This is a genomic window from Amycolatopsis sp. WAC 01375, assembly GCF_003947325.1.
GTDB lineage: Bacteria > Actinomycetota > Actinomycetes > Mycobacteriales > Pseudonocardiaceae > Amycolatopsis.
The window spans coordinates 73,050-98,426 of sequence record NZ_QHHW01000051.1; the positions used below are offsets into that span (position 1 = coordinate 73,050).

The following is a 25,377-nucleotide window of genomic DNA, read 5'->3' on the forward strand; positions in this document are numbered from 1 at the left end:
ATGTGGCATTGGGGACACTCGGCGTCCCCAATGCCACATTGGGAGCACCGGGTCAGCGAACCCTCAGCCCACAGCCTGCTCGGCGAGGTCGTTCGCCGCGACATACCCGAAGGTCATCGCCGGCCCGATCGTCGAACCGGCGCCCGCGTAGCTGTTGCCCATCACCGCCGCGCTGGCGTTCCCGGCGGCGTACAGGCCGGCGATGACCGAGCCGTCCGCCCGCAGGACCCGCGCCCGCGCGTCGGTGCGCATCCCGCCCTTCGTGCCGAGGTCGCCAGGGACGATCTTGAACGCGTAGAACGGCGGCTCCCAGAGCGGGGCGAGGCACGAGTTCGGCAGGACGTGCGGGTCGGTGTAGTAGTGGTCGTAGACACTGGCGCCCCGGCGGAAGTCACTGTCCACACCGGACAGTGCCTGTCCGTTGAACCGGTTGACCGTGGCGCGCAACGCCTGCGGCGGGACACCGATCGCGGTGCCGAGCGCCTCCACGGTCCACGCCTTCTTGACCGCGCCCGCCGAGTACCACTCGCTGGGAAGCGGCAGCAGCGGTGCGACGTCACGGAAGAGATACCGGTTGCGGTAGTGCTGGTCGACGACCAGCCACGCCGGAATGGTCGGCGACGTCGGGTTCCGGTCGTACATCGTGTGCACGACGTCGCTGTACGGCGCCGCCTCGTTGACGAATCGCTTGCCCGCCGCGTCCACCATCAGCCCGCCGGGCAGGGTCCGCTCGGCGAGGCAGAAGTACGGTTCGCCGGGCAGCGGGATCGCCGGTCCCCACCAGGCGTCGTCCATCAGGTCCAGTGCGGCTCCGGCACGTTTTCCGGCCAGGATCCCGTCTCCGGTGTTCGACCGGGCGCCGACCGTCCACTGTGTACCGATCGGCTGGCGTTGGTATTCCGCCCGCATGGCGGCGTTGTGCTCGAATCCGCCCGAGCCGACGATGACACCGCGCCGGGCCTTCACCACACCCGCCGCGACCGTCACGCCGGTGACCTTCCCGTTCTCGATGACGAGATCGGTCAACGGCGTGTTCAGCCAGACCGGGACACCGGCACGCTGCAACCCCGCCCGCAGTCCCGCGGCGAGTGACTGGCCCATGGTGAGCGGTTTCTGCCCGGCGAGCGCGGCCGCCGTGCCGCGGGCGAGGCAGGCCGCCGCCACCGCGGCGCCTTTCGGGTTGACCGCGGCCAGCGCGAGCCATTTGTAGTCGGCGCTGAAGACGACCATCCCCGCGGGCGTCGCGAGGTAGGGCGGGTTCAGGTTGGCCAGTTCGGCCCCGAGGATGTTCCCGTCGAGCTGGTCGGGCTCGATCGAGCGGCCGTCCGGCATCCCGCCGGGCAGTTCCGGGTAGTAGTCGCTGTAGCCCTCCATCCACCGGAACCGCAGCGGGCTGTTGGCCATCACGAACGACAGCATCGCCGGGCCGTTGGCGAGGAAGGCCTGTTGCCGCGAGGCGGGGATCGACGGGCCGACCACGGCGGCCAAGTACCGTGCGGCCTGCTCCGGGGTGTCGCGGACGCCGGCCGCGGCCAGCACCGGATTGCACGGAATCCAGATCCCCGCCCCCGAACGGGCGGCCGAGCCACCGAATTTCGCCGCTTTCTCCAGCACCACGCAACTGAGTCCGCGTCTGGCCGCGGTCAGCGCGGCGGTCATCCCCGCCGCGCCCGCCCCGACCACGACGACGTCGTATTCGCCGAGCACCGCGGCCTCGGCCGACGCCGTCCCGGCGAACGGCAGTCCCGAAGCGAGCGCGATCCCCGTACCGCGCAGCACCTGACGCCGGGAAAGGCGGAAATCGGGACTCATGAATCCTCCTCGCGTGGGGGATCGAGCGAGGTCATGTTCTCCAGCCGACGACGAAAGTGAAACAAGTTCTACCCGCTTGGAGCAGGCAGGACCGGCTTCGCTCGGCCGGTCACCTCAACCGGCGCGGGCATTCAGCCCAGCGCGCGGACCAGGTCCAGCGCGCGGCCGAGGGTGGTGAGCCGATCCGCGACCGTCTCCCCCGCCGGGTACAGCCGGACCGTGTCGACCCCCGCGTCACGCCAGACGCGCAGCCGCCGCGCCACCATCGGCTCGGTGCCGATGAGCGTCGTGCCGAGCACCATCTCGTCGGTCACCAGCGCGGCGGCGCCTTCCCGGTCGCCCGACTGCCAGCGCTCCCGCACCGCGGCGGCGACGTCGGCCCAGCCTTGCCTGCTGTAGGCGTTGTTGTAGAAGTTCGTCTTCGCCGAACCCATCCCGCCGAGACTGAACGCGAGTTCGCCCTTGCGGCCGGCGACCATCCCGCGCAACTCGTCCTCGTCCGCGGCGAAGGCGACCTCGGCACCTTGGCAGACTTCGAGATCCGACCGCGACCGGCCCGACTTCCCGAGTCCGGCGTCGAGATGCGAGAAGTAGGCCTCCGCGCCCTCCGGGACGAAACTGGTGCCCAACCAGCCGTCCGCGATCTCGCCGGTCAGTTCCAGCAGCTTCGGCGAGAGCGTCGCCAGATAGATCGGGATGTCCGGGTTCGGCGCGGCCGACAGCCGCATCGGCCTGCTCTCACCCGGCAGCGGGATCTCGAACTCCTTGCCGGAGAACGAGATCTTCTCCCCCGCGAACGCCTGACGGATGATCGCGACCGTCTCCCGCATGCGCGTCAGCGGCCGGGCGAACGAAACACCGTGAAGGCCCTCGATCACCTGCGGCCCCGAAGCGCCGAGCCCGAGGGCGAACCGGCCATCGGACAGGTCCGAGAGCGTCAGCGCGGCCTGCGCGATCGCCACCGGGGTCCGGGTGCCGAGCTGGATGATCCCCGAGCCGAGGCGGATCCGCTCGGTCCGCGCGGCGAGGTAGCCGAGTACGGACGGCGCGTCCGAACCCCACGCCTCGGCGACCCAGCAGTCGTCGAGACCGAGCTTTTCCGCCTCCAGCACGAAGTCCAGCGTTTCACGCCGGCCGCGCGAGGCCTCGACCGTGGTCGCCGTCCGCATCAGGCGCCGCCGGCCTCTGCCCGCTCCTTGATCGCGGCGAGGGTCCCGGTCATCGCGTTCTCGAACTCGCGCAACCGGACGAAGACGATCTTCTGCTCCTTGTCCGGCATCTGGTCGATGGCCAGCGAAAGCCCGGACCGCCCCGGCCCCATCTGCATCCACTGCCGGAGCTTGGTGCCGCCGTTCTCGGATTCCAGCGTGAAGCGCCACACCGCGGTCGGCGTTTCGGGATCCTGCACCGCCCAGGCGAAGACACGCGGCGCCTCGCATTCGACGACGTACGAGGTCGTCTCCCATTCGCCGAACGAATCGTGCTTGCTGCGGCCGACGAACCGCCTGCCGACCGTGGCTTCACCGGCCGCGCCATCGCACCATTCGACCGATCGGACTTCCTGGCTCATCTCCGGCATCAGCCGCACGTCGGAGACGATCGACCAGACCTGCTTCGGATCGGCGTCGACCCAGGCCTCGACCTCGACCGTCGGCTTGTCGGCGTACTTGGCGCCCGTCCACTCCATCGTGGTCGCCCTCCCGTGCTCGTGACCTCGATAGTTGCGTAGATGGACTTACGTTGTCAAACCCTCCTGCGCGGCGAAGCGGCGCACCACGTCAGGCCGGTTCGCGAGCTTCGGCGGGTAGCCGGGCCCCAGTCGTGCACGGGTGTTCTCGGCGGTGAGCGGCGCGGCGCAGTGCGCGCAGACGACCTCGGCGTGCGTATCGCGCCCGCAGGTCTCGTGGTGGAGGGCGATGGGCGGCCCGGCCTCCTCGGCGAGCCAGCGGTCGCCCCAGCGCGACATCGCCGCGAGCACACCGTAGAAATCCGCGCCCTTCTCGGTCAGGACGTAGTCGTAACGGACCGGGTCGGCCTGGTAGGCGCGCTTTTCCAGCAGCCCCTCCCCGACCAAGCGGCGCAGCCGGTCGGCGAGGGTGTTCCGCGCGATACCGAGCTCCTGCTGGAACTCGTCGAACCGGCGGATCCCGTAGAAGGCCTCCCGCAGGACCAGCGGCGTCCACCAGTCGCCGAGCAGGTCCATGGTGCGCGCGATCGAACACGGCCACTGCGCGAACGAAGTCCGTTTCATGCCCGCGAGCCTACGCCCGGCGAAATTGATCCGGTCATTCCTCCACCTATTCTCCGACGCTCAGGCGCTGGCCCGAAATGTTGCGATCCGGTCAAGAAGATCCCGTGCATTAATGTCACCCACCCGCCTCCGCACGCTTTCCGACAGCGGCCGCAAACGGTCTAGTGTCCGGGCGGAACGGATTCCGTCCGCGATCTCCATCGCGGCGAGACCGACCTCCGCCGCGCGGTCGAGGTCGCCTTCCAGCGCGTGGTCGACCGCCAGCCAGATCATCGTCAGCGACCGGCTGCGCACCATGTCCGGGCCGTAGCCGTCGATGGCCTCGGTGAGTGCGGGGATGGCCTCCCGGCTGTGCCGGACGTCGACGAGCCTGGCGAGTTCGGTGCGCACCGTGCCGATCATCGCGGCGAGGTCATTGGCCGTGAAGAAGGCGGACCACGACGGGACCGCGTCCCCGACGGACTCCGCGAACTGTTCCGGGGCAAGGGAAAGCTTGTCCAGCGCCCGGCGCACGTCACCGAGCAGCGCATAAGCCCAAGCCTCGTTCGCCGACAGGATCGCCTGCGACAACGACCTTCCCGCCCGGCGCGCCGCGACCTGCCCATGACCGAACTGCTCGAGCGCCTCCGCCGGAGTGCGATGATGCAGATACATCCGGCCGAGCCGGTAACGGACGTTGGCGACGAGGTCGTCGTTGCCCGCCTCCGCCGCGAGCCCGAGCGCGCAGCGGAAGTGCCGCTCCGCCCGGACAGGGCGGCCGGAGTCGAATTCCGTCCAGCCCCTCAGGTTGTGCAGATCCGCGACCACTCCCGCCAGCCGCCTGGCCAGCTGATCGGACATCATTCCCCGTCGCAGTGCCGAACCATAGGGCTCGAGCACGCGCAGCAGTTCCCGGCAGGACCCGCCGCCTTCCCGGTAGTCGCGCGCCCGGAGCGCGGCGATGACGCCCTCCAGCCGGTCGATATCGGGCCGCCCGACGCGCAGCGGCAACCGGTCGATCACGGCGACGCGCCTGGTCGACGCACCGGAATGGTGACGGTGATTCGTACGCCCATTATCGCTCCCTCCCGATCCACAACGATCAAGCTCGTCAAGGTCCAGGACGGAGCAACGCCGATCTCCTGGAATACGCGAACGACGCACAATGATGCTAACCACGACAAATACCGATGCACTCCGCCGAACGGTTGGCTATTTTCATTCACCGGAATATGCACGTGCGGAATCTCTTTCTTTTGCACGAATGATCGCATTCCCGGCTTGCTCACCCCACGTGCCCGGCAGGAACCGTCCGTGAGCACCTGAGACGCAGCTCTCAGCCGAACGTGTGAACCTTGTCAACTCGGGTCACGAAAAGGCTTCACATTGCGTTATCAATAGCTGAAGATCAACAGCAACCGAACGTAAGGGGCTGAAGCGTTGGACAAGGAAAGCGACCTCATCCGGGGGACGATCGTCTTCGGCCTGCGCACTTTCGGTGCGGACCCGCTCCCGGTCCAGGCCGATCTCGAATACGACCCGGAGGATCCCTACGCCGTCGTGGTGGCCTACCACTCGGGCGGGGGGACGGTTCGGTGGATGTTCGGCCGTGACCTCCTCGCTGACGGACTCCTCACTCCATCGGGTGAGGGCGACGTGATCATCAGCCCGGCGGACGACACCTCGATCGTGATCTTCGCCCTCAGCGCGCCCGACGGCTGCGCGGTCCTCGAAGCCCCGGCACAGGAACTGGCCGAATTCCTCGACCGCACCTACGACATCGTGCCCGCCGGCTCCGAGCCGGAATGGTTCGACTTCGACCAGGAGATCGGCAAACTCGTCACCGAGTCCTGATCGCCGGCGGGATGCTCGCGAACGCGGCGCCCGATCCGCACTGCCGCAATTCCGGGACCACGAGGTCGGTGAACAGCCGGACAGGGCGAGCACCCCTTCGCAGCTTGCCGTGCTGTCCGAATAGGACGTCACGATGTTCCAGGCGATCCGGCCCTTGGTCGCACAGCAGCGGATCGTTCACCGGGACGGGTCGACAAGGTCTCACCACCCGGGAGCCGGGTGGCGGCACCGTCCGCGCGGTGCCGCCGCCCGCGCCGGGTCAGCCGAGTTCGCGGAGACCCGGGACGACCTGCTCGGAGAACGAGCGCAGGAACCGCTCCTGATCGTGGCCGGGGCCGTGGAAGACGAGGTGGTTGAAGCCCGCCTCGACGTACGGCTTGATCTGCTCGACGGCGTCGGCCGGGTCGGAGGTGACGATCCAGCGGCGAGCGACCTGCTCGATCGGCAGCGCGTCCGCGGCCTTCTCCATTTCGGCCGGGTCCTCGATGCCCGCCTTCTGCTCCGGCGTCAGCGAGAGCGGCGCCCAGAACCGGGTGTTCTCCAGCGCCTGCGCCGGATCCGGGTCGTAGGACAGCTTGATCTCGATCATCTTGTCGATGTCGCCGGTGCCGCGGCCGACCTGCTCCGCGCCTTCCGCGACCGCGGGCAGCAGCTTCTCGGTGTAAAGCTCCATCCCCTTGCCGCTGGTGCAGATGAAGCCGTCACCCTGCTTGCCGACGTATTTCGCCATCACCGGGCCGCCTGCCGCGATGTAGATCGGCACGCCGCCCTCGGGACGGTCGTAGACGGTGGCGTCGGTGGTCTGGAAGTACTCGCCCTCGAACGTGACGCGCTCTTCCGTCCACAGTTTGCGCATCAGCTCGATCGCCTCGCGCAGCCGTGCGAACCGCTCCTTGAACGCGGGCCACTCGATGCGGGCGACCGCGACCTCGTTGAGAGCCTCGCCGCTGCCGACACCGAGCAGTACGCGGCCCGGGTACAGGCTGCCGAGGGTGCCGAACGCCTGTGCCACCACGGCAGGGTTGTAGCGGAAGGTCGCCGTCAGCACACTGGTGCCGAGAACGACCCTCTCGGTGCGTTCGCCGACCGCCGCCATCCACGCGAACGAGAACGGCGCGTGCCCGCCCTGGTGCCGCCAGGGCTGGAAATGGTCGCTGACCATCACGCTGTCCAGCCCGACCTGCTCGGCGAGCACGGAGTACTCGACGAGGTCGCGCGGGCCGAATTGCTCGGCCGACGCCTTGTAACCGATCTTCAGTGCCATCCGGGGTCACCACCTGGGCTCTTGGGTTGTTCCGCTCTTCACCTTGGCACAGAGTCGATCAGCTCCGCCCATGCCTCGACCGAGTGACGGGTGTCGGGAACACCACTGTGCGGAGGGGAATGCGGTGCGGAACCGCCGGATCGTGGAAAGACCCCGTACCCACCCTCGCCTTCCGGGACCGGCACGTGGTGATGAACTGTGCCGTTTGCGCCGTCACCTGTGCGTCGTGCTGGGCGGAGTTGTGATCGGGGAGTCGAACCCCACGCTGCCCGCCACGTGCCAGGAGGTGGGCCGGAGTACCGCCGGCCCTCGGCTTGTGCCCGCTTCCCGGAGGGCTACCTGCTTTCCACGTTCAGTCCAGGAGATCGGTCTCCCAGTTGGTGCGCTGGATCTCGACGTCGACCACCCGGATCTCCCCCGCGACACGGTCCGCGCGGGACCGCAGTTCCGCGACCGGAAGCGCGGAGAGATACCGGAGTTCCGAACGGAGCTGGCGGCCGTAGCCGCCCTGGTTGCGACCGGCCGCGGCGTCTGCGGCCGCGGTGAGCACCCCGTGCCGGAGGCGGAGGACGTCGCGGCGCGCGATCGCGTCGGTGATCGTGCCGTCCCCGAGCGGGGTCGCGGCGTTGGTCCGGTTGATCCGCTGGATCAGCGATTCCAGTTCGTCCAAAGCGGTTTCGGCCTCGACGAGTAGTGCGGACGCGTCTTCCGACGGTTCCTCGCCCTCTTGGTGCCGCGCGTTGTCGACGATCCGGGAGCGCAGTGCCTCCACCTTCTTGGTCGCGTCGGCGCGCAAGGCGAGCGCTTCGGCCAGCTTGATCCGGGACATGCCGGGAAGTATCGCCAAGATCGAAGACCGCCGCATCCCGTTTTCAGCCCGCCAGGGAATGCCTCCGGTAGGAGGAGTCCGGCTCGACGAACTCGATGCCGTTCTCGTCGAGCGCGTTGAAGACGGTGAACCGGCCCCGCGGGAAGACAAACCCGAGCGCCACCATGCGTCCGGCCATGTCCCGGCTCACGGATTGCAGGAGCTCGACATCCTGCAGTACCTGACCCTCCAAAGCGGACAGTTCCGGGTGGACGTCCTGCCGCCACCGGAGCGGGCTGGGCTCGGCCGGGTCACCCCAGTCCCATGCGGACCTGCCGTACGGGTCGATCGTGTTCCAGGTCAGGGAAAGCTCGTCGAACTTCCAGTGCGTGATCTCCAGCCGCTCGGCACCGAAGTCCACCACCACGGGCGCGTCCGAAAGCCACTCGGCGTACTCGACGAACCAGGTGAGGTGGACGCGCTGGAGCCGTTCGCCCACCAACGCGCGCAAACGATCCCCGTGCGCCCTCCGGATCGTCTCGAGTCCGGAGAGCCACACGGGTGCATAACCTTCGATGTCGAAGAACGCCACCGAAGGAGTATGGCCGGTCAGTCGTAGGACAGCGCTTCCACCAGTTCGCCGCTGTCCGGGTTGGGCAGCGCCCTCGCCACGTCGGCCTGCGCCACGATGCCGACCAGCTTGTGGCCGTCGATCACCGGCAGACGCCGGACCTTGTGGTTCGCCATGGTGCGCATGATCGCCTCGGCGTCGTCGTCGGCGCCGATCGTCACCGCCTCGCCCTGAGCGAGTTCCGAGGCGTGCAGCGCCCTCGGGTCCTTGCCTTCGGCGAGGACCTTCACCACGATGTCGCGGTCGGTCAGCATGCCCTTGAGCTTGCCGTCCTCACCGCAGATCGGCAGTGCGCCGACCGACTCGGCGGCCATCTTCTTCGCGGCGTCGAGCACGGTGTCGGACGCGGACACACAGGTCGCGTCGGCGGTCATGATCTCTCGTGCCGTGGTCATCCCTTCGCTCCTTTCGTCAGGATCCGCCTACGGATACCCGCCATCCGCGAGCCGACACCTCAGGCCGCAGACGGTTCGAGGAGGATCTTGACCGCGCCCTCCTGCTTCTTCTGGAAGATCTCGTAGGCGTGCGGTGCCTGCGCCAGCGGCAGCTTGTGCGTCGCGAAGCCCTCGACACCGAGCGGGTCGGCGGGGTCGGCGATCAGCGGCATGATGTCGTCGAGCCAGTGCCGGACGTTGGCCTGCCCCATCCGCAAGGTGATCTGCTTGTCGAAGAGATCCATCATCGGCAGCGGGTCGACCATGCCGCCGTAGACGCCGCTCAGCGAGATCGTGCCGCCGCGCCGGACACAGTCGATGGCCGCGTACAGCACGCTGAGCCGGTCGATCGCGGCCTTTTCGGTGATCTTCGCGCCGATCGGATCGGGCAGGAGACCGACGAGATTCTGCGCCAGTCGCCCGACCGGGGCACCGTGCGCCTCCATCCCGACGGCGTCGATCACCGAGTCCGCGCCCCGGCCGCCGGTGGTCTCGCGGATGAGGTCGCCGAGACGCTTGTGCTCCCGCGTGTCGTAGGTGACGGCGCCGGTCAAGGCGGCCTTCGCGAGCCGTTCGGGCACCAGGTCGATGCCGATCACCTTGCCCGCGCCCCGGTGTTTCGCGATCCGGCAGCAGAACTGGCCGATCGGGCCGAGCCCGAAGACCACGACCGTGCCGCCTTCGGGGATATTCGCGTAATCGACGGCCTGCCAAGCCGTGGGCACGACGTCCGAGAGATACACGAACCGCTCGTCCGGCGGGCCGTCCGGCACCTTGATCGGGCCGTAGTGGGCCTGCGGGACCCGCAGGTATTCGGCCTGGCCGCCGGGGACCTGGCCGTAGAGCTTGGTGTAGCCGAGCAGTGCCGCGCCCTTGCCGTGGTCGGTGACCTGCGTGGTCTCGCACTGCGATTGCAGACCGCGGTCGCACATGAAGCAGTGGCCGCAGGAGATGTTGAAGGGCACCACGACCCGGTCACCGGGTTTCAGGTTCGTCACTTCGGCGCCGACCTCTTCGACGACGCCCATCGGCTCGTGCCCGAGAATGTCGCCCTCGTCGATGAAAGCGCCGAGGACCTCGTAAAGGTGCAGGTCAGAGCCGCAGATACCGGTCGAGGTGATGCGTACGATGGCGTCGGTCGGCTCGACCAGCTTCGGATCCGGGACGGTGTCCACCCGGACATCACGTTTCCCGTGCCAGGTGACGGCCTTCATGGTGCTCCCTTCGGCGAGTGGACCAGTTCTCCGCCGGATGCCCGTCCGCGCATCCGGCAAACCTCGCCGCTCCGTGCCACCGTGGAATCATGCGAACCCGGATGATCGCCGTCGCCGTCGACTGCCGTGAGGCAGAAGCACTGGCCGCGTTCTGGAAGGAAGCACTCGGCTATCCCGAAACCGAACGCTGGACCGACGGTCACGGCGTGACCTATGTCGAGTTGAAGAGCCCGGACGTGCCGAGCCTGCTCTTCCAGCCGGTCCCCGAGGGGAAGTCGGGCAAGAACCGGCTGCACCTCGACCTCGCCCCCACCGAACTCGAGCAACGCGAGGAGGTCGCGAGGCTCGTGTCACTCGGTGCCAGGATCGTCGAGGACCCCGAATCGGATCACTGGGTGGTCATGGCCGACCCGGAGGACAACGAATTCTGCGTGTTGCCGCGCCGTTGAGCAGCGCGGCTCCGCCGGGGCTCAAGCCGCCTGATCGCCTGCCCGGACCGACGGCTCGGAATGCAGCCCCAGCATCTCCAGCAGCATCCGGCAATCCGTCGCGTCGCGGGCGTTCCCGACGACCGCTTCGGTCGCCTTGCGCAGCACCGCGGCCCGCACGGCCGTCGGGCCGCCGTCGGCCAGTTCTTCCACCGGACGAAGTCCCTCGATCGGGTTCCCCATGACCCACCTCCACCTTCCCTTTCGTTGATACCTGATCCGGGCCGGGAAGACACCCTCTCTCCGTGCTGTTCCGGCGGCGCCCCCGCCGATTTCTCCCTAGACTGGCGCCATTCGTACGAGTGGACGGAGCGGGAACTGACCACCGAGTTGCGCGGGGAGATCGTGACGCTGACCCCGGTCACCGAAGCCCACGTCGCCGATCTGCGGCGGATCCGAGGCACGGCCGAGGTCGGGGCTCGCTGGGGTTCGGTCGACGACTCCCCCACCTGGCCGTTCGACGACCCCACGACGGCCTGCTTCACCGTCCTCGAGGAAGGCGTCGTCCGCGGTTTCGTCCAATACGGCGAGGAGGAGGACCCGATGTACCGGCACGCGTCGGTCGATCTGTTCCTCGATCCGGCCGCGCACGGCCGCGGGCTGGGCACGGACACCGTCCGCACGATGGCCCGCCACCTGCTGCACGATCGCGGGCACCACCGGCTGGTGATCGATCCCGCCGTGGACAACGACGCCGCCATCCGCTGCTACAAGGCCGTCGGCTTCCGCGAGGTCGGGGTGATGCGCGGCTACGAACGCGACACCGATGGCGACGGCTGGCACGACGGGCTGTTGATGGATTTGCTCGCCGAAGACCTCACGTAACGCGTCAGCGCGACTCCGAGCAGCACCACCGCCATCCCGGCGAGCACCCGCGGGCCGAGGTCCTCGCCGAGCACGATCGCGCCCAGCGCGACCGAGACGACCGGCAGCAGGTAGCCGACGGTCGCCGCGGAAGTGGCGCCTTCGTCGGCGATGAGCCGGTAGTTGAGGTAGAACGTGACGCCGGTGCCGAAGATGCCGAGGACGACGACGGCGATCAACGCGGTCACGTTCAGCGGTCCGGCCGGTGCCGCGTCGAACGGCAGGGCGAGCGCGCTCAACCCGGTGGCGGTCAGCAGTTGAGCGGCGGAGATCGCGATCGGGCCGCCTTCGCCGACGAGTTTCCTTCCCATGTAAGCGAAAGCGATGGCGTAGCTGATGCCGGCGCCGAGCAGGGCCAGTGTCCCCCAGCCGAGCAGGCCGCTTTTCTGCCAGGGCGCGAAGATCAGCAGGATGCCGCTGAAACCGAGGATCAGCCCGCCCATCCGGAACACGGTGATCCGGCGTTCGGTGCCGATCCCGATGCCGATCAGCAACGACCACAACGGGGTCGTCGCGTTCATCACCCCCGCGACACCGGAGTCGACGGTCAGTTCACCGACGCTGAACAACGCGAACGGCAAGGCGTTGCAGAAGAAGGCGGCGACGAGGAGCCTGCCCCAGATCCGGCGGCCGCGCGGGAGGCGTTGCCCGGCCCAGCGGCTCAGCACGAGAAGGACGGCCGCGCCGAGGGCGCAGCGGATGACGGTGACCTGAACGGGCGGAAGCCCGGTCAGCGCGAGTTTGATCCAGAGGAACCCCGATCCCCACAACAGGGCGAGAACACCCATCCGGACCAGGGTTCCCGGCGCGCCGATGCCCACTTGTTTCCTTTCGCCGGGCCGCTTCGATACCTCTCCAAGCTGCCTCGGGCGACTCGTCAGGACAAGTGAAAAGATCTACACCGACGTTAAGCGCTCCTACATGTTCCGAAAGGGTCCCGGCCGTGGCCGCCGGGAAAGGCGGCCACGACCGGTTTCCGAGGAGATCAGTACTCGCCCGGTTGTTCGCAAGGCGGAACAGGGCCTGCTCACATTTCGCGGTCGCGCATGATCCACCTCCCTTTCGACTGGCGCACCGGTGGGGAACGGGCGCGTTCTCGCTCAGTTTGCGGGCTGTCTTCGCACCTCCGCACACCCGGTGTCCGTGTTGTGACCCAGGCAATGGGAAGGTTGTGGCACGATCTGCCGCGAAGCGGGGAGAAAGGTGCTTCTGGTGACCGAGAATTCCGGCTCCGCCAGATCCGGTGAGACCGGGAAAGCACGCGCGGAACCGAGACCGGTTTCCACGGCCGCGTTGACGTTCGGGCGCGCACTGCGACAGCGGAGGCAGGACGTCGGACTGGCGTTGCGCGATCTCCAGAAACTCGCCTATGTCGACAAAAGTCTGATCAGCCGGGTCGAACGCGGCCTCACCCCGCCGAGCGCGGAATTCGCCGCGGCCTGCGATCGCGCGCTGGGGGCCGGCGGGACGCTGATCGTGCTCGCCGAAGCCGCCCGCGCCGAACCGTATGTGCACCTTCCACCGCCGCCGGGCCATTTCGTCGGCCGTGCGGAACATTTCGCCCTGCTCGACGAAAAAGTGTTCACCGAAGCGGCCAAAGTGGTCTTCGTCGCCGGGCCGCCCGGCGTCGGGAAGACGGCGCTCGTCCTGCATTGGGCGAACCGGCGCCAGGAGGAGTTCGACAGCGTCCTCTGGTCGGATCTGCGCGGCTACGCGGCGGGCTCCCCCGCGCAACCCGCCGACATCCTCGACGACCTCCTGCGCTGCCTCGGTGTCCGCCCCGACCGCATCCCCGCCGAGGAGCACATGCGGCTCGCGCTCCTGCGCGGCCTGTTGCGCGGCCAGCGCGCGCTCGTGGTGCTGGACAACGCCCTCGACTCGCAGCAGGTGCGGCTGGTGCTGCCCGGCACGCCGGACACCACCGTGCTGATCACCAGCAGACGCCGGCTGTCCGGACTGGTCGTCGGCAGCGGCGCGGTCCAGGTTTCCTTGGAACCGCTGGAAGAACTCGAAGCGACGCGACTCATGGCCGACCTCATCGGCGACGAACGCGCGGCGGGCGATCCCGAAGGTGTCGGCAGGCTCGTCCGGCTGTGCGCGGCGCTGCCACTCGCGGTGAACATCGCCGCCGAACGGGTCGCCACGCATCCGCATCAGAGTGTCGGCGAGCTCGCCCGCGAACTCGTCGCCGAGGGGCGGCGGCTGGAACTGCTCGCGGTCGACGACGACGCGGTCGGCGTCCGGGCCGCGTTCAGCTGGTCCTACCGCGCGCTGGAGGCCGACACCGCCCGCATGTTCCGGCTGCTCGGCCTCCACCCCGGCCCGCGGTTCACCGCGGGCGCGGCGGCCGCACTCGCCGGGCTGCCCGAACACGACGCGCGCCGGCTTCTCGACAAACTCGTGCAGGCCCATCTCGTCCAGCAGATCGGCGCGCGGTACTACCGCTTCCATGACCTGCTCCGCGTCTACGCCGCCGAAGAAGCCGCAGCCGGGCAATGGCGGGACGAGCGGCAGGCGGCGGTCTCCCGGCTGACCCACTGGTATCTCCACGCGGCCAACGCGGCGAGCTGGACGCTCACCCCGGCCCGTGACCACCACGTCGACCTCGGTCCCGCACCCGAAGGCGTCGAGCCGCTCCGGTTCGCCACCTTCGACGAGGCCTACATCTGGTGCGCGTCGGAGATGCCGAGCATCACCGGCGTCGCCCGGCTGGCGCTGGACCACGGGTTGTACGAGATCGGCTGGCGGCTGCCGGTGGAACTGTTCGACTACCACCTGCTCGGCAGGCCATGGCAGACGTGGATCTCCAGCCACGAAGTCGCGATCGAGTCCGCGAAGGCGGGCGACGACCTCGGCGGGCTGGCGTGGTCGGCGATCAACCTCGCCGAGGCGCACCGGCGGCGCGGCGACCTCGACCGAGCGCACGAACTGTTCGGCCAAGCCGTCGAGATCGCCGATGAGATCGGCGAGAACCCGAGCCTCGGCTGGGCGCTGGTCGGGCTCGGGAACATCGCGCACGAGCGGGAGGACTACGCCGAAGCCGTGCGGCTGGCCGAAAAGAGCGTCGAGGTGAACGCGCGGATCGGCTACCGGCTCGGTGAAGCGACCGCGCGGGTCCACCTCGGCCGTGCGTACCGCGATCTCGGCGAACGCGACCTCGCTCTCGACCACGGGCTCCGCGCCTTCGAGGCGTACGCGAAGGACGCGGACCAGCACGGCATGGGTTTCGCGCTGGTGCCGCTCGCCAGGACCGGCCGCCGGTTCGGCGATCTGGACCAGGCGCTCGCGTACTGCGAGCAGGCGCTGACCGCCTACCGGAACTGCGGCGACGTCTGGGGGCAGGCCGACGCACTCGACGAACGCGGCTGCGCGCTGGCCGCGCGGGGGCGGGCCGATGAGGCCATGACCGCCTGGCGCGACGCGCTCCAGCTCGTCATGGATCTCGACGACCGGAAGGCGAGCGTGCTGCGGGGCCGCCTCGAAGGCGCGGTTTAGAGCGCGTTGAAGTACATGAAGGACCCCTTCCTGTACTAGGCGCCAGGGTCCCGGCAACGTCGAATATCCGCTGGTCGGTGTCGCTCTTGATGATTCGAACCGGATATCGTCGACTGTCCGAAGGGGCAGAGCTTGAGTGGCCGTTCGGCTTACGCTGCCATGTCCGGTTTTCGACCGGGGTCGTGAGTGGCGATTCGGGTTCTAACCCGAATCGCCACTCACGGCCCCTCCGCAAACAGCGCCTTCAGCTCCGGCCTAGAGCTTCACCGGCAGGTTGTGCAGGCCGCGGGTGATCGCGCTCGGCCACCACACGAGCCGGTCTTCCGGCACGGTCAGCGTCATCGACGGCGCGCGGCCGAACAGCGTCTCCAGGGCTGCGGACGCCTGCATGCGCGCGAGCGCGGCGCCGATGCAGATATGCGGGCCGACGCCGAAGGCCACGTGCCGCACCGGCCGCTCGCCAGGGCGGAAGGCGAGCGGTTCGGGGTGGACCTCCGGATCGCGGTTGGCCGCCAGCAACGACAACAGGATCGGATCGCCCGCTTCCATCCGCTGCCCGGCGAGTTCCATCGGCTCGGTGACGAACCGCCAGCTGGTGTTCTGCAGCGGGGTGTCGCGGCGCAGGACCTCTTCGATGACGAGCGTCAGATACGAGCCATCGGCGCGGGCGCGGGCCGCCTCCTCCGGATGTGTGATGAGGGTCAGCGCGGTGGACGCGATGAGGCTGATCGTCGTCTCGTGCCCGGCGATCAAGGAGAGGAACGCCGTCGCGGCGACCTCTTCGTCGGTCAGCTTCCCGGCGGCTTCCTGCGTGAGCAGGTCGCTGATCAGGTCCGCCCCGGGTTCGGCGCGTTTGCGGGCGACGACGTCGGCGAGCAACGCGTCCAGATCGTCGGTCGCCTTGAGCATCGACGCCATGTCGGTGACGTCGCCGGCGGCGACCACCAGCGCCGGCGGGCGGACCTCGTCCAGCAGGGTGTCCGGGATGCCGATCAGCTCGCAGATCGACCGGATTCCCAGCGGGTACGCGAAATCCTCGACGAGGTCGCCCTCACCCCGGTCCAGGATCGGGTCCAGCAGTTCGTTCGCGAGCCGATGCGTGCGGTCGCGCATATGCTGCAACCGCCGAGGGCCGAACGCGCCGGCGCAGGCCTTGCGCAGCCGCGCGTGCTCCTCGCCCTCGAAGTTGTTCATATGCCCGATGAGCGACGGCCGGTGGTCGGCGGGCAGGCCCAGGTTGGCCTTGCGCCAGTGTTCCGCCGCGACGGACGGGCATTTGGACAACCGGGGATCGGCCATCGCGGAGACGACGTCCGCGTGCCGGGTCAGCAGCCAGGTCCAGGTGTCGCCGGGGAGCGGGAGCCGGAACGCCGGGGCGTTCGCCCGGAGCCATTCGTATGCGGGCGAGGGATCCCTGTCGAATTCCGGGCCGAACATCACGGGGACCGCGGCGTCGTCGTATGCGGCATCAGGCATACGAGTCACCATGCCAGCTTGTGGCGGTATCGCGTCCGGCGAACGCAGGCATCGGCCTGTCTCACGCGATCGTCAACGCGGTCCCCCTGTCACCCCCTCGTGGTGACCCAGCAAGATCGAGCGGGTGCGGTGTGTGACGGATGGAGGTGACCCTCGTCAGCGAGTTCACCGAGCACGACCGTGACCCGGTCTCGGAGCGCCCGCGCGGTTCGCTCCGGGGTTTCGCCGACACCGTCGGCCTCGCCGCCGCCCGCGTCTGGCGGCTGCGCGGACGCGCCTGGAACACCCTGCGGCATCCGGCGGGATGGGAACTGTGGCGGCTGCCGCCCGCGGCGGTCTTCTGGATGCTCGGCACCGAGATCGCGGTCGCCGTCTGGGCCCTGTACAGCGGTTTCAAGGACTCCGTCACCGCCACGGACCTCGTCCGTTTCGGTGTGATCGCCGGCTGCACGATCTGGTACCTCGTCCAGACGCAGCATCCCGAGGAACAGCGCCGCGCCGACGACCGGCGCGGCGAGCACATCGACCAGACCGCCGTCTGGCTGGGCAGCGCGGCCGTCCTGCTGCCGCCCACGTTGTCGCTCGTGCTGCTGCTGATGGTGCGTGTGCAGCGCTACTCCATCGCGCACAAGGCGATGACGACGTTCCTCTTCACCACCGCCGCGCACGCCGCGTCGATCCTGGGCGTGCACACGATCACCGAACTGACGTCACTGCACGCCTGGCTCGCTTCGGGCACGCTCCCCCAGCGGGCCGAGGACATCGTGATGGCCGCCGTCGCGCTGGTGGGCGCCGCGCTCTGGTACTTCGCGTCGCAAACCCTCCTGATCAGCATCGCGCGCGGCCTGGCGTGGGGCGGCTGGCGGCGGCAGAAGCTGATCGGCAGCTGGGCCGACAACGCGGACTTCGTCTACGCGCTGCAACTGGCCGCGTGCACCACGATCCTCGGCGCGGTCAACATCGCACTGGTGCCGCTGGTGATGATCGGTGTCGCGCTGCGCTCGACCCGGCTCTCGCAGGCGCTGGCGGACACGATCGCGCGCAGCCAGCGTGACCGGAAGACCGGGCTGCTCACCGAGGACTCCTTCCACGCCCCTGCCGCCCTGCGGCTGCTCGAAGACCAGACCGACCGGCGGCCGACCGCGTTCCTGATGCTGGACCTCGACCACTTCAAGCAGTGGAACGACAAGTACGGGCATTCCGGCGGCGACATCGTGCTCGGCTGCGTCAGCGCCGTGCTGCGGCAGAACACCCGCGCCACCGACGTCGTCGGGCGGTGGGGTGGCGAGGAGTTCGCGGTACTGCTGCCGGACACCACCCGCGAAGTGGCGATGCGGATCGCCGAGCGGATCCGGGAGGCCGTCGCGAAGACCGCCATCACCGGCCTGACCGAGCTCGCCAGCGGACATGCCACCAACGAACCCCGCGCGGTGGGACCGATCCTCGGCTGCACCGTGTCGATCGGCGTCGGGCTCTCGCCCGAGCACTCGACGGACTACGGCGAGCTGTTCCGTGCGGCCGACTCGGCGATGTACCAAGCGAAACGGAACGGGCGCAACCGCGTGGTCATGGCGCCTTCCGTCGTTCCTCCTTCGCCGCGGGCCCCGATGTCGCCCTTGAGCAGGGCCGGAGACTCACGCCGGGATTGACGTAACTCGCGTGTCCAGGCGCGTAACTCGCGTGATTGGAGCCGTAACTCGTGAGTTACGGCTCCAATCACGCGAGTTACGCCTTGAATCACGCGAGTTACGTCTTGAAGCCCGCGTCAGCGGCGGGTCACGAGGCGAGTCTCGAGCAGGTCGTCGACCACGCGGGTCTCCACGCCGGTCCGCCGTTCGAACGCGGATCCGCGCAACGGCCACAGCGCGACCAGCACGATGCCCACCGCGGCGAGGGCGGCCAGCACCAGCGCGGCGACGAACTGGGCGGCGCCGTCGGTCGCCGTGCTCAGCACCGCGAAGCCGATCAGGACGATCCCGGTGGGCAGCACCGTGGCCAGCGCCACCAGCGCGGCCGGGGTGCGGCGCAGGTCTCGGCGCCGGGTGGTCAGCCAGGCGGCGAGAAGGCAGGCGAACGACGCGCCCAGGAGGCAGGCGCCCGCCGTGTCACTGAGCCGGTGCCAGCCCAGCGCGATGGTCGACGACGCGACCCAGGCGACGGCGACCCCGCCGATCCCGACGATCACCGGGCGAAACCGTTGGGGCAGAACCAAAGCGAGGGCCATCAGAATGGCCATGGCGGCGCTGACGTGTCCGCTCGGGAAACTGTTGTGCCCCGGCCCGCGACCGCCGTCGGGCAGTTCGGGGCGGACGAGGACGTAGAGCTTGAGCAACTGCGCGGCGACGAGCGGGAGCACGAGCACGCTCAGCGCGGGGATCAGAAGGCCGGGTTTGCGCCGGAGCAGCGCCAGTACGACGAGCACGATCCCGGCGGCGCCGATGACGAGCACCATGTCCTGATCGCGCAGCGGTCCCGACCAGTCCATTGTGGACCACCGACCGGACTGCGCGCTGCGAACGACGCCGTTTTCCGCGAGCTGCCCGGCCGACGTGTGCACGAAGAGCACGTAGGTCACGACGAACGCGGCGGCCAGTCCCAGTCCGGTGGCGAGCTGGAACACTGCTCTGGACAGGGTGCGCCTCGGCTCGGCGTGCCGTCCCGGCAGCGGACGGTGGGCGGGGGTCGGCTTCGCTTCGTGGGTGAGTAGGGCCATGCGTCTCACTGTCCCCACGCCGTTTAGCCGGGAGGTCCGGACAATGTCATGGTTCTGCTACAAGATCGAGCCGAGTCGCACACGCGCGGCGACATCCGAATAATGGCGGCGTGGCAAGTGTCCTTTTGATCGAAGACGACGCGTCCGTCCGGGAGGGGCTGGAACTCGCGCTGCGCCGGCAGGCGCATACCGTCCACACCGCCGAGAGCGGTGAGCTCGGGCTGGAGAAACTGCGGGTGTTCCAGCCCGACATCGTCGTGCTGGACCTGATGCTCCCCGGGATCGACGGCTTCGAGACCTGCCGCCGCATCCGCTCGGCCGGTGAGGTGCCGATCATCATGCTCACCGCCCGCAGCGACGACTTCGACATCGTGGCCGGCCTGGAGGCGGGCGCCGACGACTACGTGACCAAGCCGATCGAACCCCGCGTGCTCGACGCCCGGATCCGGGCCGTGCTGCGGCGCGCGGTGAGTGAGAAACCCGCGAACGACGACGAACCCGGCGGGGAACGGCACGGCCGTCTGGTCATCGACCGGGCCGGGCTGGTGGTCACGAAGAACGGCGAGCCGGTCTCGCTGACCCCGACCGAGCTGAAGCTGCTGCTGGAGCTCTCGCGCACGCCGGGGCAGGTCTACAGCCGCCAGCAGATCCTCTCCGCCGTCTGGGATCACGACTACCTCGGCGACTCGCGGCTGGTCGACGCCTGTGTCCAGCGGCTGCGCGCGAAGATCGAAGACGTGCCCGCGAAACCCGAACACGTCCAGACCGTCCGTGGCTTCGGGTACCGATTCGGCCGTTCATGAGGCTGCTCTCCGGGCTGCGGCCCCGGCTCATCCTGGCCTTCGCGGCGATGACGATCATCGGGGCGGCGGCCACGGCGGGGGTCAGTTACGTCTCGGCAAGGAACGCGATCCTCAAATCCGTCCAAGACGCGGCGATGGACCAGCTGAAGGACCGGGTCAGCGCCTACACCCGCCCGTTGTCCACGCCGCCGACACAGGAACAGCTCAACGACTTCGCGGGCAGCCTGCGGTTGAACGCGGTCGCGGTCTACCGGAACCTGCGGTCGGTCAACGGCCCGGATCTGACCACCTTCTCTCTCGAGCTGCGGCAGAGCATCGCGAACAACACCCGGATCCAGTTCCAGCGGGTGAACCGCGACGCCAGCCCGGAACCCATCCCCGAACTCCTGGTCGGCCTGCCGGTGCTGGTGCGGCAGCCGGACGGGTTGATGGGGCCCAGCGGCGTCGAGGTGTACTCGCTCACCTCTCTCGTCCAGCAGCAAAAGGCCATCGAAGAACTCGCGAGATCCGCCTGGCAGACGGCCGCGCTGGTGCTGCCGCTGGCCGCCGCGCTCGCCCTGCTCGCGGCGAGACAGGTGCTGCGGCCGGTCCGGGCGCTCAACACCGCCGCCGCCCAGCTCGGCGAAGGCAGGCTCGACGTCCGGCTGCCCGCCAAGGGATCCGACGAGCTGGCCGAACTGGTCACCACGTTCAACAACACCGCCGCCGAGCTGGAACGTACGGTCGGCGAGCTGAAAGCCATGGAGGCCGACGCGCGCCGGTTCGTCGCCGACGTCTCGCACGAGCTCCGCACACCGCTCGCGGCGATGAACGCGGTCACCGATGTCCTGGACGAGGACGCGGAGACGCTGCCGCCGGACACCGCCGTCGCGGCGCGGCTGGTCTCGGGCGAGACCCGCAGGCTGACCCGGCTCGTCCAGGACCTGGTGGAGATCTCCCGGTTCGACGCGGGCCGCGCCGAACTCGTGCTCGACGAATGGGATCTCGCGACGGCGATCCGGGACAGCCTCGACGCGCGCGGCTGGCGCGACGGCGAAGACCTGGTCACCGACCTGCCGGAAGGCGTTCTCGCCCGGGTGGACCGGCGGCGGCTCGACCTGATCGTGGCCAACCTCGTCGGCAACGCGTTCCGGCACGGCGCGGCCCCGGTCGAAGTCCGCCTGCGCGCCGGCGACGACGGCGTCACGCTGGAGGTCGAAGATCACGGGCCGGGGATCGATCCCGAGGTCCTGCCGCATGTGTTCGACCGGTTCACCAAGGCCGACACCGCCCGCGCCCGCTCCGAGGGCAGCGGGCTGGGACTGGCGATCGCGCTGGAGAACGCCCGCCTGCACGGCGGTGACCTCACCGCCGCCGACACCGGGCACGGCGCCCGGTTCGTCCTGCGCCTGCCGCACCGGACCGAAGGAGGGACGCGATGAGGAGGATCCGGGTGCTGCCCGCTCTCGCGGCCGCGGCGCTGGTGGCGGCCTGCGGCGTCCAGCCGACCGGCGTCGTCCCGGCCGGGCCGGGGCCGTCGATCCGCGCCACCACGGGGCCGAACGTGGGCAACGGTCTGACGCTGTACTTCGTCTCCGACGGCCGGGTCATCCCGGTGACGCGGCCCACCGAAGGTTTCATGTCACCCGAAGGCGCGCTCACGATGCTGCTGAAGGGACCGACGGAGCGGGAAGCCGCGCAGGGGCTCACCACGTTCGTCCCGGCGGAGGTGGGGCGGGTCGAGGTGTACTCGGGCGATCCGACCGCCATCGTGCTGCCGTTCAGTATGCGAAAACTGTCGAATCAGGCCATCAACCAGCTGGTCTGCACCACGATCGCGGCCTCGGCGGCGACCACGCGGACTCCGAGCTCCTCGGGAGTGAACGTGACCTCGCCGGACGGGGACATGTACTTCCAGTCCTGCAAAGCGGACTGACTTCGTCACTCACGGTGGTCACATAAAAGCACTTCTTGTGTCTGTACGGCTGTGAGCCTCTTTTGGTTCAACGATCAAGGTAACTGTGGGCGAACACACTCGGGCGTGACATTGCCGTGTCCTTTTCGTAATGTTGCCCGGAGCTCGCGGCCCCCGACGCGAGTTCCCGTCCCCGAAGTGGTGAGTGATCAGAGAAATGGCCGGCAGACATCGCAAGAACAAGGCTCCGCAGTGGAAGCTCCCCGCGGGTATCGCGGCAGCGGTCGCCACGGCGCTCCCGGCGTCGATGTGGCTGACCACCGCAGGTTCCCCTGACGTCGAAGCGGCAAGTGCCGCGCTCGCGCTGCAGGCTCCCCCGGTCTCCAGCGTGACTCCCCCGCCGTCGACCAGCAGCACCCCGCCCTCCTCCAGCACGACGACCCCGCCTCCGTCGACCTCCTCGGCTCCCCCGAAGCCGACGACGTCGACCAAGGCCCCCGCGCCGGTCAAGAAGACCGTGCCCGCCGCGACGGCGTGTTCGACCGACCTCGCCGGCACCAAGCCGCACGTGGCCCAGGTCGGAAACCACGTCAAGGCGAAGTTCGGCGTCAAGAACGTCGGCGGCGTCGCCGGCCGGGCGAACGCCAGCGACCACCCCTCCGGCCTCGCGCTGGACTTCATGGTGGACACCGCCACCGGCAACGCCATCGCCGAGTACCTCCTGGCCAACCAGAAGGACTTCGGCGTCACCTACGTCATCTGGCGCCAGCGCTACAACGACGGCAGCGGCTGGGACACCATGGAGGACCGCGGCGGCGCGACCGCCAACCACATGGACCACGTGCACGTCTCCTTCGCCAAGGGCGCGAAGGTCAACGTCAGCTGCTAGCGCCGCGGAGCGGACCGCTCGCCGGGCTGGATCACGGGTCGCCCCACGACCTCTTCCACGCCTTTGACGGCGAGCCGGTCCGCTCGCTCGTTCTCCGGATGCCCGGCGTGGCCCTTGACCCAGTGCCATTCGACGTCGTGCTTCGAAGCGGCTTCGTCGAGACGGCGCCACAGATCGGCGTTCTTGACCGGTGTCTTGGCCGAGGTCATCCAGCCGTTGTTCTTCCAGTTCCGCACCCAGCTGGTGATGCCGTTCCGGACGTAGGTGCTGTCGGTGTAGATGTCGACCGCGACCCGGCGCTTCAGGCTTTCCAGCGCCTCGATGGGCGCGGTCAGTTCCATCCGGTTGTTCGTGGTCGGCCCGGGATCCCCGCCGTAGATCTCCTTCTCGACCGTGCCGTACCGCAGCAGCGCGCCCCAGCCGCCGGGACCGGGATTCCCGCTGCACGCACCATCGGTGTAGATCTCGACTTCCGCCACCGGGACACCCTAGCGACGGGGTTCAGTCCGGCAGGAGCGGCACCCACGGCTCCTCGGCCTGCCCGAGATGCACCGCGCGCGTGATGGACTTCGAGCCGAACCGGTCCCGGACGGTGTCGAGCGTCGCGTCGAGCTGGTCCCTCGGCTTCGCCCCGAACGGCAAGGCCAGCTGGATGGCGTCGTCCTTCGACAGGTTCGTGAGCGCGAGCCCGATCAACGTGAGCCCGCGTTCGTCGATCAGCGGTCTCGCCGCGGCGAGCAGGCCACGGGCCGCCGCGACGACCGCACCGGTCTGTTCGGTCGCCTCCAGCAGGGTGTGCGAACGCGTCGCTTTGGTGAAATCGCCGAACCGCATCCGCAGCACGACGGTGCGGCACACCCGGTGCGCCGAACGCAGACGGCGGGACAGGCGATCGGCCAGCGTCAGCAGCGTCGCGTCGAGTTCCGCGGGCGAACGCGGCCTGCTGCCGAGCGCGCGCTGCGCCCCGATCGAGCGGCGACGGCGGCCGGTCTGCACGCGCCGGGGGTCGTCGTTGTGGGACAGGGCGTGCAGGTGGGCGCCGACGCCGCGGCCGAGCATCCGGACGAGTTCCTTCTCCCCGAAGCCTTCCATCTGCCCGACCGTCGTCACGCCGCGCTCGCGGAGCTTCTGCGCCGTCACCTTGCCCACGCCCCACAACCGCTCGACCGGGAGCGGATGCAGGAACTCCAGCTCCTTGTCGTGCGGCACGACGAGGAGACCGTCGGGTTTCGCGACGCCGCTGGCCACCTTCGCGAGGAACTTCGTCCTCGCGACGCCGACGGTGATCGGCAGGCCGACCTGCTCCAGGACGTCCTTCCGCAGCTTCGCGGCGATCCGGCTCGGCGTGCCCGCGATCTTCAGCAGCCCGCCGACGTCGAGGAAGGCCTCGTCGATCGAGATGCCTTCCACCAGCGGCGTCGTGTTGCCGAAGACCTCGAAGACCGCCTTGCTCGCCTCGGAATACGCGCGCATCCGAGGCGGGACCACGATCGCGTGCGGGCACAGCCGCCGCGCCTGGCCGCCGCCCATCGCCGTGCGGACGCCGTACGCCTTGGCCTCGTAACTGGCCGCCAGGACGACGCCCCCGCCGACGATGACCGGACGTCCGCGCAGGCTCGGGTCGTCACGCTGCTCGACCGACGCGTAGAACGAATCCAGGTCGGCGTGCAGGATAGGACCCTCGGGCGTCATAGAACGTATGTTCGCATCGAACGGCCCACGGGCCAAGCCGCCCGATCAGTCGAACGGCGGTCCGGAGCGGGAAACCCGGTGCTTGAAGACCTCCCCGTCCAGGATCTCGGCGGAATACGTCGGCCCCGGCGAGATCGCGCGCCAGGCGTTCAGCACCTCCTCCGACTCCCAGTACTCGAAGATGTTCACCCGGCCTGGCTCGAGCGTGTCCGCCGAGATCACCACGTCGAGACATCCGGGGTGGGCCCGCGCCTTCTCGACGATCACCTGGTGCCCGGCCACGTACCGGTCCCGCTCCTCCGGGTCGACGTACACCTTGCCCGCAACGATCACGGTCATCTCGCTATCCCTTCGTTCGGTCCTTCACCCCACCGACGAACGCGAACGACGGGAACCGACACGGGCGCGAAAGAAATCCGTCACCGATCGCCCGCCCGCGAAACACCAGATCGCGATCACCGGATCGCAGATCGCGCAGCCGAACGAAGAATGCCCGGCGAACGGGATGATCGGGGCGCCCTTGAGGTGATGCACGACGTCCCAGCCGGTGTGCAGCAGCCAGGCGATACCGATGAACGTCCAGGACTCGAGGCCGCGGTAAGCCACATAGGTCACGACGGCGGCGAACGCGAACTCCCAGATCCCGAGGCCGCCTCCGCTCAGATAAGCGGCGCCGGCGCCCGCCACCATGACCGCGTTGAAGCGGCGACGGTGCGGCTCGTGGATCAGCGACATCAGCACGACGTAGACGAGGCCGACGAGAATCGGCGCGATGATCATCATGGTTCGACGCTAGAAGCGGACGGAGCCCGGTCC

The 25,377-nt window shown here is 69.1% G+C and carries 27 protein-coding genes; 9 read left to right on the top strand and 18 right to left on the bottom strand.

Features of this window, described 5'->3' with window-relative positions; all coding sequences use genetic code 11:
• Positions 1–63 precede the first annotated feature (63 nt).
• The 5 genes from kstD to DL991_RS33305 form a co-directional block, all read right to left on the bottom strand.
• Entirely contained in the window at positions 64–1,812 is a 1,749-nt protein-coding gene (gene kstD / locus DL991_RS33285) for a 3-oxosteroid 1-dehydrogenase (protein ID WP_125788319.1), read from the bottom strand.
• Between the two features lie 131 nt (positions 1,813–1,943).
• Positions 1,944–2,981, bottom strand: coding sequence for an LLM class flavin-dependent oxidoreductase (locus DL991_RS33290; protein WP_125788320.1), 1,038 nt, complete (start codon positions 2,979–2,981; stop codon positions 1,944–1,946).
• Entirely contained in the window at positions 2,981–3,499 is a 519-nt protein-coding gene (locus DL991_RS33295) for an SRPBCC family protein (protein WP_125788321.1), read from the bottom strand. The genes DL991_RS33290 and DL991_RS33295 overlap by 1 nt, the downstream gene beginning before the upstream one ends.
• A gap of 48 nt (positions 3,500–3,547) precedes the next feature.
• Entirely contained in the window at positions 3,548–4,063 is a 516-nt protein-coding gene (locus DL991_RS33300; RefSeq protein ID WP_125788322.1) for a helix-turn-helix domain-containing protein, read from the bottom strand.
• Positions 4,064–4,123: 60 nt separating this feature from the next.
• Positions 4,124–5,047, bottom strand: a complete 924-nt coding sequence (locus DL991_RS33305; RefSeq protein ID WP_125788352.1) for a tol-pal system YbgF family protein — start codon at positions 5,045–5,047, stop codon at positions 4,124–4,126.
• Positions 5,048–5,482: 435 nt separating this feature from the next.
• Here DL991_RS33305 and DL991_RS33310 point away from each other — a divergent pair, with 435 nt between their 5' ends.
• Positions 5,483–5,896, top strand: a complete 414-nt coding sequence (locus tag DL991_RS33310) for an SsgA family sporulation/cell division regulator (RefSeq protein ID WP_125788323.1) — start codon at positions 5,483–5,485, stop codon at positions 5,894–5,896.
• Positions 5,897–6,155: 259 nt separating this feature from the next.
• Here the strand turns inward: DL991_RS33310 and fgd are convergent, their stop codons facing one another.
• From fgd to DL991_RS33335, 5 genes are all read right to left on the bottom strand, one after another.
• Positions 6,156–7,160, bottom strand: coding sequence for a glucose-6-phosphate dehydrogenase (coenzyme-F420) (gene fgd / locus DL991_RS33315; RefSeq protein WP_125788324.1), 1,005 nt, complete (start codon positions 7,158–7,160; stop codon positions 6,156–6,158).
• Between the two features lie 352 nt (positions 7,161–7,512).
• On the bottom strand, positions 7,513–7,989 hold the full coding sequence (locus tag DL991_RS33320; RefSeq protein ID WP_233599145.1) for a DIP1984 family protein: 477 nt from the start codon (positions 7,987–7,989) through the stop codon (positions 7,513–7,515).
• A gap of 43 nt (positions 7,990–8,032) precedes the next feature.
• Complete coding sequence (locus DL991_RS33325; RefSeq protein WP_125788325.1) at positions 8,033–8,560, bottom strand: hypothetical protein; 528 nt, start codon at positions 8,558–8,560, stop codon at positions 8,033–8,035.
• A gap of 17 nt (positions 8,561–8,577) precedes the next feature.
• Positions 8,578–8,994, bottom strand: coding sequence for a CBS domain-containing protein (locus DL991_RS33330; protein WP_125788326.1), 417 nt, complete (start codon positions 8,992–8,994; stop codon positions 8,578–8,580).
• A 59-nt stretch (positions 8,995–9,053) separates the two neighbouring features.
• Positions 9,054–10,247, bottom strand: coding sequence for a zinc-dependent alcohol dehydrogenase (locus DL991_RS33335; RefSeq protein ID WP_125788327.1), 1,194 nt, complete (start codon positions 10,245–10,247; stop codon positions 9,054–9,056).
• 89 nt (positions 10,248–10,336) lie between these two features.
• Between DL991_RS33335 and DL991_RS33340 the strand changes: the two genes are divergently transcribed.
• The gene (locus DL991_RS33340) at positions 10,337–10,696 is read left to right on the top strand and encodes a VOC family protein (RefSeq protein WP_125788328.1); all 360 of its coding nucleotides are present in this window, start codon (positions 10,337–10,339) and stop codon (positions 10,694–10,696) included.
• Between the two features lie 21 nt (positions 10,697–10,717).
• On the opposite strand, the gene DL991_RS33345 is transcribed toward DL991_RS33340, so the two are convergent.
• Entirely contained in the window at positions 10,718–10,918 is a 201-nt protein-coding gene (locus DL991_RS33345) for a hypothetical protein (protein WP_125788329.1), read from the bottom strand.
• Between the two features lie 135 nt (positions 10,919–11,053).
• Between DL991_RS33345 and DL991_RS33350 the strand changes: the two genes are divergently transcribed.
• Positions 11,054–11,560 carry a GNAT family N-acetyltransferase gene (locus DL991_RS33350; protein ID WP_370308573.1) on the top strand — a complete coding sequence of 169 codons (507 nt, stop codon included), beginning with the start codon at positions 11,054–11,056 and terminating at the stop codon, positions 11,558–11,560.
• Here DL991_RS33350 and DL991_RS33355 read toward each other — a convergent pair.
• Positions 11,485–12,420, bottom strand: a complete 936-nt coding sequence (locus DL991_RS33355; protein WP_125788330.1) for a DMT family transporter — start codon at positions 12,418–12,420, stop codon at positions 11,485–11,487. The genes DL991_RS33350 and DL991_RS33355 overlap by 76 nt on opposite strands.
• A gap of 391 nt (positions 12,421–12,811) precedes the next feature.
• On the opposite strand from DL991_RS33355, the gene DL991_RS33365 reads away from it, so the two are divergent.
• Positions 12,812–15,094 carry a helix-turn-helix domain-containing protein gene (locus tag DL991_RS33365; protein ID WP_233599148.1) on the top strand — a complete coding sequence of 761 codons (2,283 nt, stop codon included), beginning with the start codon at positions 12,812–12,814 and terminating at the stop codon, positions 15,092–15,094.
• A 255-nt stretch (positions 15,095–15,349) separates the two neighbouring features.
• Here the strand turns inward: DL991_RS33365 and DL991_RS33370 are convergent, their stop codons facing one another.
• Positions 15,350–16,570: a cytochrome P450 gene (locus tag DL991_RS33370; protein ID WP_125788332.1), complete on the bottom strand. Its 1,221-nt coding sequence runs from the start codon at positions 16,568–16,570 to the stop codon at positions 15,350–15,352.
• A 140-nt stretch (positions 16,571–16,710) separates the two neighbouring features.
• Here DL991_RS33370 and DL991_RS33375 point away from each other — a divergent pair, with 140 nt between their 5' ends.
• Positions 16,711–18,219 carry a diguanylate cyclase gene (locus DL991_RS33375; RefSeq protein WP_125788333.1) on the top strand — a complete coding sequence of 503 codons (1,509 nt, stop codon included), beginning with the start codon at positions 16,711–16,713 and terminating at the stop codon, positions 18,217–18,219.
• Between the two features lie 116 nt (positions 18,220–18,335).
• Here DL991_RS33375 and DL991_RS33380 read toward each other — a convergent pair whose 3' ends face one another.
• Positions 18,336–19,283, bottom strand: coding sequence for a phosphatase PAP2 family protein (locus DL991_RS33380; RefSeq protein ID WP_125788334.1), 948 nt, complete (start codon positions 19,281–19,283; stop codon positions 18,336–18,338).
• 110 nt (positions 19,284–19,393) lie between these two features.
• On the opposite strand from DL991_RS33380, the gene DL991_RS33385 reads away from it, so the two are divergent.
• From DL991_RS33385 to DL991_RS33400, 4 genes are all read left to right on the top strand, one after another.
• On the top strand, positions 19,394–20,086 hold the full coding sequence (locus DL991_RS33385) for a response regulator transcription factor (protein ID WP_125788335.1): 693 nt from the start codon (positions 19,394–19,396) through the stop codon (positions 20,084–20,086).
• Positions 20,083–21,507 carry a HAMP domain-containing sensor histidine kinase gene (locus DL991_RS33390; protein WP_125788336.1) on the top strand — a complete coding sequence of 475 codons (1,425 nt, stop codon included), beginning with the start codon at positions 20,083–20,085 and terminating at the stop codon, positions 21,505–21,507. The genes DL991_RS33385 and DL991_RS33390 overlap by 4 nt, the downstream gene beginning before the upstream one ends.
• On the top strand, positions 21,504–22,001 hold the full coding sequence (locus tag DL991_RS33395; protein ID WP_125788337.1) for a hypothetical protein: 498 nt from the start codon (positions 21,504–21,506) through the stop codon (positions 21,999–22,001). The genes DL991_RS33390 and DL991_RS33395 overlap by 4 nt, the downstream gene beginning before the upstream one ends.
• 196 nt (positions 22,002–22,197) lie before the next feature.
• On the top strand, positions 22,198–22,869 hold the full coding sequence (locus tag DL991_RS33400) for a hypothetical protein (protein WP_125788338.1): 672 nt from the start codon (positions 22,198–22,200) through the stop codon (positions 22,867–22,869).
• On the opposite strand, the gene rnhA is transcribed toward DL991_RS33400, so the two are convergent.
• From rnhA to DL991_RS33420, 4 genes are read right to left on the bottom strand one after another with little or no spacing between them, the layout of a single operon-like run.
• Positions 22,866–23,348 carry a ribonuclease HI gene (rnhA, locus tag DL991_RS33405; protein ID WP_125788339.1) on the bottom strand — a complete coding sequence of 161 codons (483 nt, stop codon included), beginning with the start codon at positions 23,346–23,348 and terminating at the stop codon, positions 22,866–22,868. The genes DL991_RS33400 and rnhA overlap by 4 nt on opposite strands.
• A gap of 22 nt (positions 23,349–23,370) precedes the next feature.
• Positions 23,371–24,561 carry a DNA polymerase IV gene (gene dinB / locus DL991_RS33410; protein ID WP_125788340.1) on the bottom strand — a complete coding sequence of 397 codons (1,191 nt, stop codon included), beginning with the start codon at positions 24,559–24,561 and terminating at the stop codon, positions 23,371–23,373.
• Positions 24,562–24,606: 45 nt separating this feature from the next.
• Positions 24,607–24,900, bottom strand: a complete 294-nt coding sequence (locus DL991_RS33415) for a putative quinol monooxygenase (RefSeq protein WP_125788341.1) — start codon at positions 24,898–24,900, stop codon at positions 24,607–24,609.
• 24 nt (positions 24,901–24,924) lie between these two features.
• The gene (locus DL991_RS33420; protein WP_125788342.1) at positions 24,925–25,344 is read right to left on the bottom strand and encodes a DUF6010 family protein; all 420 of its coding nucleotides are present in this window, start codon (positions 25,342–25,344) and stop codon (positions 24,925–24,927) included.
• Positions 25,345–25,377 lie beyond the last annotated feature (33 nt).